5 protein-coding genes are annotated in these 6,275 nt (G+C 69.3%); all 5 read left to right on the top strand.

What is annotated here, in order from left to right:
- The first annotated feature begins 149 nt into the window (after positions 1-149).
- A complete protein-coding gene (gene nuoK / locus RT323_RS05400) occupies positions 150-443 on the top strand; it encodes an NADH-quinone oxidoreductase subunit NuoK (protein WP_313405665.1) in 294 nt (97 codons plus the stop codon).
- A 9-nt stretch (positions 444-452) separates the two neighbouring features.
- Positions 453-2,330: an NADH-quinone oxidoreductase subunit L gene (nuoL, locus tag RT323_RS05395; protein WP_313405664.1), complete on the top strand. Its 1,878-nt coding sequence runs from the start codon at positions 453-455 to the stop codon at positions 2,328-2,330.
- The gene (locus RT323_RS05390) at positions 2,327-3,865 is read left to right on the top strand and encodes an NADH-quinone oxidoreductase subunit M (protein ID WP_313405662.1); all 1,539 of its coding nucleotides are present in this window, start codon (positions 2,327-2,329) and stop codon (positions 3,863-3,865) included. Before nuoL ends, RT323_RS05390 begins: the two co-directional genes overlap by 4 nt.
- On the top strand, positions 3,862-5,493 hold the full coding sequence (nuoN, locus tag RT323_RS05385; protein ID WP_313405661.1) for an NADH-quinone oxidoreductase subunit NuoN: 1,632 nt from the start codon (positions 3,862-3,864) through the stop codon (positions 5,491-5,493). The genes RT323_RS05390 and nuoN overlap by 4 nt, the downstream gene beginning before the upstream one ends.
- A 33-nt stretch (positions 5,494-5,526) precedes the next feature.
- Positions 5,527-6,275: polyprenyl synthetase family protein (locus RT323_RS05380; protein ID WP_313405659.1), on the top strand; the 749-nt coding region annotated here is incomplete at its 3' end.

Below are 6,275 nucleotides of genomic sequence, written 5' to 3'. Positions count from 1 at the left end.
GCGCGCCGAAGCCGCGAACCGCGAGGCGGCCGACGAGGTCGCCGGCGAGATCGCCGCGACGCACCTGGCACCCGACGAGCGCCCGGCCACCACCGAGAAGCCCGACACCGCCGCCGACGCGCAGTCCGCCACCGACGAGGGGGCCCGTGATGACTGAGTACCTGACCCTGTCGATGCTGCTGTTCTCGATCGGCGCGATCGGCGTCCTCGTGCGCCGCAACGCGATCATCGTGTTCATGTGCGTCGAGCTCATGCTGAACGCGACCAACCTCGCGTTCGTGTCGTTCGCGCGCCAGCACGGCAACCTCGACGGCCAGGTCGCGGCGTTCTTCGTCATGGTCGTCGCCGCCGCCGAGGTCACCATCGGCCTGGCCATCATCGTGTCCATCTACCGCACGCGACGGACGACCTCGGTCGACGACGCCAACCTGCTCAAGGCCTAAGGAGTTCGCGTGCTGGACCTGTCCTGGCTGCTCATCGCCATCCCGCTGGCGGGCGCTGCGCTCCTGTTGACGTGGGGCAAGGAGTCCGATGCGTTCGGGCACCTCATCGCCACCGCCTGCTCGGCCGCGTCGTTCGTCCTCGGCGTCGTGCTGTTCGTCGAGCTCGCCGGCCGCGACGCCGCCGATCGCTCGGTCACCACGAACCTCGGCACCTGGATCGACGCCGGTCCGTTCCACGTCGACTTCGCGTTCACCTTCGACACGCTCTCGAGCTTGTTCGTCCTGCTGATCACGGGTGTCGGCACCCTCATCCACGTGTACTCGATCGGGTACATGGCGCACGACGAGCGCCGCCGCCGCTTCTTCGCGTACCTGAACCTGTTCGTCGCGGCGATGCTCACGCTCGTGCTCGCCGCCGACTACCTCGTCCTGTTCCTGGGCTGGGAGGGCGTCGGCCTGGCGTCCTACCTGCTGATCGGGTTCTGGCAGCACAAGCCGTCCGCGGCCGCCGCCGCCAAGAAGGCGTTCGTGATGAACCGCGTCGGCGATCTCGGCCTGGCGCTGGGCATCATGACGATGTTCGCCTGGTTCGGCACCAGCTCGATCGCCGCGGTCAACGACCAGGTGCACTCGGTCTCGGGCAACGTCGCCACGGCGCTGGGCCTGCTCCTGCTGCTCGGCGCGTGCGGCAAGTCCGCCCAGTTCCCGCTGCAGGCGTGGCTGCTCGACGCCATGGAGGGCCCCACCCCGGTCTCGGCGCTCATCCACGCCGCGACGATGGTCACCGCCGGCGTCTACCTGGTGGTCCGCTCGCACGACGTCTTCGACGCGTCGCCCACCGCCCGCAACGTGGTGATCGCCGTCGGCGTCATCACCCTGCTGATGGGCGCCTGGATCGGCTGCACGAAGGATGACATCAAGAAGGCGCTCGCCGGCTCGACGATGAGCCAGATCGGCTACATGATGCTGGCGGCCGGCCTCGGTCCGGCGGGCTACGCGTTCGCGATCTTCCACCTGCTGACGCACGGCTTCTTCAAGGCCAACATGTTCCTGGGCGCCGGCTCGGTCATGCACGGCATGAACGACGACGTCGACATGCGCCACTACGGCGCCCTGCGCAAGGCCATGCCGGTCACGTTCTACACGTTCGGCATCGGCTACCTGGCGATCATCGGGTTCCCGGGCACCTCGGGCTTCTTCTCCAAGGACAAGATCATCGAGGCGGCGCTGGGTCACAGCATCTGGGTCGGCCTGGCCGCCCTGCTCGGCGCCGGCATCACCGCGTTCTACATGACGCGCCTCATGCTGATGACGTTCTTCGGCCAGAAGCGCTGGCGCGAGGACGTGCACCCGCACGAGTCGCCCGCCGTCATGACCGTCCCGCTCATCGTTCTCGCGGCCATGTCCCTGCTCGCGGGCCTGATGGCGCTCGGCAGCTGGATCGAGGAGTGGCTCGAGCCAGCCGCTGGTCATGCCGAGCACCACGACCTGCCGCTGCCGATCATCGTCATCACGCTCATCGTGCTGGTGGTGGTGGCCGCGGGCGTCGCCCTCGCGTGGTTCACGTACGGCCGCCGCGAGATCGCCGCCGACACCCCGGCGGACTCCGAGGTCTCGGTGTTCACCCGCGCGGGTCGCGCGGAGCTGTACGGCAACAACGTCAATGACGCCCTCGTGGTCCGTCCGGCGACCCATCTGACCCGCGCGCTGGTGTGGGCCGATGCCAAGGTCATCGACGGGCTCGTCACCGGCTTCGCCGACCGTATCGGCGAGGTGTCCGGCGAGCTGCGCAAGCCGCAGACCGGTTACGTCCGTTCCTACGCACTCATGGTGCTCGGAGGTGCTCTCGTGGTCCTGTTGGGCCTGCTGGCGGTGACGCTCGCATGATGCTGTCCCTGCTCATCGCCGTCCCTCTCCTGGGCGCCCTCGCGGTGGCCCTGCTGCCGCGCAACGGCGACGGAGCCCTGCCGCGCTACGTGGCGTTCGGCGTCTCGATCCTCACGCTGCTCATGTCGGTGGCGCTGCTGCGCGAGTTCGACCTCGACAGCGGCGGCTACCAGCTGACCGAGCAGTACGAGTGGATCGGTGCGCTCGGCGTGCACTGGGCCCTCGGGGTCAACGGCATCGGCCTGACGATGATCTTCCTGACCACGGTCCTCACCCCGATCGTCCTCGTCGCGTCGTGGCGTGACAAGGAGGCCGACCCGGCCCGGACCAACACGTACCTCGCGTGGATGCTGGTGCTCGAGGCGCTCGCGATCGGCGTCTTCGCCGCGACGGACGTCTTCATGTTCTACGTCCTGTTCGAGGCCACGCTGATCCCGCTGTACTTCCTGATCGGCGCCCACGGCACCGGCCAGCGCAGCTACGCCGCGGTCAAGTTCCTGATCTACAACCTGCTCGGCGGACTGCTCATGCTGGCGTCGGTCGTGGGACTGTACGTCCTGTCCTCCCAGCAGGGTGGTGCCACGTTCCTGCACGGCGACCTCATGGGCCTGGAGATGTCCCAGACCACCGAGCGCCTGCTCTTCCTGGGCTTCTTCATCGCCTTCGCGATCAAGGCCCCGCTGTGGCCGCTGCACACGTGGCTGCCCGACGCGGCGGCCTCGGCGACGCCCGGCACCTCGGTGCTCATGGTCAGCATCGTCGACAAGGTCGGCACGTTCGGCATGATTCGCTGGTGCCTCGAGCTGTTCCCGGGCGCTTCGGAGTGGGCCACCCCGGTCGTGCTCGTGCTCGCGGTCGTCTCGATCCTCTACGGCGCGCTGCTGGCGATCGGCCAGGACGACCTGCGCCGCCTGATCGCGCTCACCTCGGTCTCACACTTCGGCTTCATCATCATGGGCATCTTCGCCTTCACGACCACGTCGATGACCGGCTCGGTGCTCTACATGTTCAACCACGGCCTGTCGACGGCGCTGTTGTTCCTGGTCGCCGGCATGATGGCGTCGCGTCGCGGCTCCGCCCGCATCAGCGACTTCGGCGGTGTCCAGAAGGTCGCGCCGGTGCTGTCGGGCGTCCTGCTCATCGGCGGCCTGTCCAGCCTCTCGCTGCCGGGCCTCGCGCCGTTCGTGTCCGAGTTCCTGGTCCTGGCGGGCACCTTCACCCGCTCGATCCCGATCGCCGCCTTCGCGACGCTCGGCATGGTGCTGGCCGCCGTCTACATCCTGCTGATGTACCAGCGCACCATGACCGGTCCGGTCAACGAGCACACGATGCACATGCCGGACCTGTCCCGCCGCGAGGTCGGCGCCCTGGCCCCGGCGATCGTGCTGATCATCGGCCTGGGCTTCGTGCCGCAGCCGCTGCTCTCGGTCATCGAGCCGGCCGTCGAGCCCGTGCTCTCGACCGTCGCGGTCGGTGATCCGCCGCAGCGAGCCCCCATCGACCTGACCGAGCAGACGGAAGGAGCCCACGAATGATCGGCGAGCTCTCGTCTGCCCTCGCAGTGGCCGGCCCCGACATCCCCGCGGCCGACCTGGACTACCGCCAGCTGTCGCCCCTGATCGCGGTCGGCGCGACGGCGATGATCGGACTGGTCGTCGAGATCGCGGTCCCGCGCCGCGTCCGGTTCCTGACCCAGGCGGTCATCGCCGTCCTCGGCACGCTCGTCGCGCTGGCCCTGACCGTGTGGGTCCACCTCGGACTCGAGGACGTCGACGAGGCCCGCTGGCCCGCCATCGGCTCCACGGGGGCCGAGGGCGCGATCTCGGTCGACGGCCCCGGCGTCCTGACCTGGGCGATGCTGTTGATCTTCGGCGCCATGTCGTTCCTGCTGTTCGCCGAACGCAGCCACGACCGTGGCCTCAGCGAGTTCATCGGCCGCGCGGCCGACGCGCCCGGCTCGCCCGGCGAGGCCGAGGCCACCCGGGCCCGCCTCGAGCACACCGAGGTCTTCCCGCTGGCCGGGTTCGCCCTCGCGGGCATGATGCTGTTCGCCGTCTCGAACGACCTCATCACGATGTTCGTCGCGCTCGAGGTGCTGTCGCTGCCGCTCTACGTCCTGTGTGGCGTCGCTCGACGCCGCCGCCTGCTGAGCCAGGAAGCGGCGATGAAGTACTTCCTGCTGGGCGCCTTCGCGTCGGCGTTCTTCCTCTACGGAGCCGCGCTCGCCTACGGGTACTCGGGCAGCCTCAACCTCGCCGAGATCGACACCGCCGTGTCGGCGCGCGGTGACGAGACGCCGATCCTGCTGGCGGCGATCGGCATGCTGCTGGTCGGCCTGTTGTTCAAGGTCGGCGCGGTCCCGTTCCACAGCTGGACGCCCGACGTCTACCAGGGTGCGCCGACGCCGGTCACGGCCTTCATGGCTGCGGCCACCAAGGCCGCCGCGTTCATCGCGATGCTGCGTGTCCTGTTCGTCGCGTTCGGCGGGTCCTCGTGGGACTGGCGTCCCGTGCTGTGGGTCGTCGCGGTCGTGACCATGCTGGTCGGGTCGGTCGTGGCGATCAGCCAGACCGACGTCAAGCGCATGCTGGCGTACTCCTCGATCGCGCACGCGGGCTTCATCATCGTCGGCCTCTCGGGTGCCTACCTGGGCACCCAGGACGGCGACGCGATCACCTCGATCTCGTCCGTGCTGTTCTACCTGTTCGTCTACGGCATCGGCACGATCGGCGCGTTCGCGATCGTCACGGTCGTGCGCGACTCGGCGGGCGAGACCACGCACCTGTCCAAGTGGGCCGGGCTGGGCAAGGAGTCGCCGTTCCTGGCGGGCTCGTTCGCCCTGTTCATGCTCTCCTTCGCGGGTATCCCGTTGACGGCCGGCTTCATCGGCAAGTGGGCCGTCTTCAGCGCGGCCTGGGCCGGCGACGCCTGGCTCCTGGTCGTCCTGGGCGTCCTGTGCAGCGCGATCGCGGCGTACTTCTACGTGCGGGTCATCGTCCTGATGTTCTTCACCGACCCCGTCGGCGACGGCCCGACCGTGGCCGTCGCGGGTGTGCCGACTACCGTGGTCATTGCCTTGGCCGCGATCGCCACGGTCGCGCTCGGGCTCGTGCCCGGTCCGATCCTCGATCTGGCCCAGCACGCCGGCGTCTTCGTGCGCTAGCGCGCGTCGATCGATCTCGGAAGGAAGTGGAACGTGGCCAGCGTCGGGACGTTCTCGGATGCAGCGCTGGAGCAGCGTGTCTCCGACGGGGTGGAGCGGGTCGAGCACCTGCTGGCCCAGTCGGTCCACAGCCCTGAGCCGCTGGTCGCCGAGGCCTCCTCGCACCTGTTGCAGGCCGGAGGCAAGCGCTTCCGACCGCTGCTCGTCGTGCTCTGCGCCGAGTTCGGCGACCCCACCGCCGCGGACATCGTCCCGTCGGCCGTCGTCGTCGAGCTCACGCACCTGGCCACGCTCTACCACGACGACGTCATGGACGAGGCCGCGATGCGCCGAGGTGCCCCCAGCGCCAACGCGCGGTGGGACAACTCCGTGGCGATCCTCGTCGGTGACTTCCTCTTCGCGCGTGCGTCCTCGCTCGTGGCCGACCTCGGGCCCGAGGCGGTCCGCATCCAGGCCGACACGTTCGCCCGCCTGGTGCACGGCCAGCTGCGCGAGACGCTGGGCCCCGGCCCCGACGACGATCCCCTCCAGCACTACCTCTCGGTCGTCGCCGACAAGACCGGCTCGCTGATCGCCACCGCCGCCCGCTTCGGCGCGATGATGTCGGGCGCCGGTGCGCAGATCGAGGCCACCCTGCTCGAGTTCGGCGAGCGCATCGGCGTGGCCTTCCAGCTGGCCGACGACATCATCGACATCGCGAGCGACTCCGACGACTCGGGCAAGGTGCCGGGCACGGACCTGCGTGAGGGCGTCCCCACGCTGCCGACGCTGCTGGTCTCGTC

It is taken from the genome of Aeromicrobium sp. (genome assembly GCF_032084975.1).
Lineage (GTDB): Bacteria > Actinomycetota > Actinomycetes > Propionibacteriales > Nocardioidaceae > Aeromicrobium.
The sequence above is the reverse complement of the archived record's forward strand: the minus strand, read 5'-3'. Positions and strand labels throughout refer to the sequence as shown.

Excerpts from the sequence above, each read along its gene's own strand:
- RT323_RS05390 (WP_313405662.1), top strand. The coding sequence starts at position 2,327 with ATGATGCTGTCCCTGCTCATCGCCGTCCCTCTCCTGGGCGCCCTCGCG.
- nuoN (WP_313405661.1), top strand. The coding sequence starts at position 3,862 with ATGATCGGCGAGCTCTCGTCTGCCCTCGCAGTGGCCGGCCCCGACATC.
- nuoK (WP_313405665.1), top strand. The coding sequence starts at position 150 with ATGACTGAGTACCTGACCCTGTCGATGCTGCTGTTCTCGATCGGCGCG.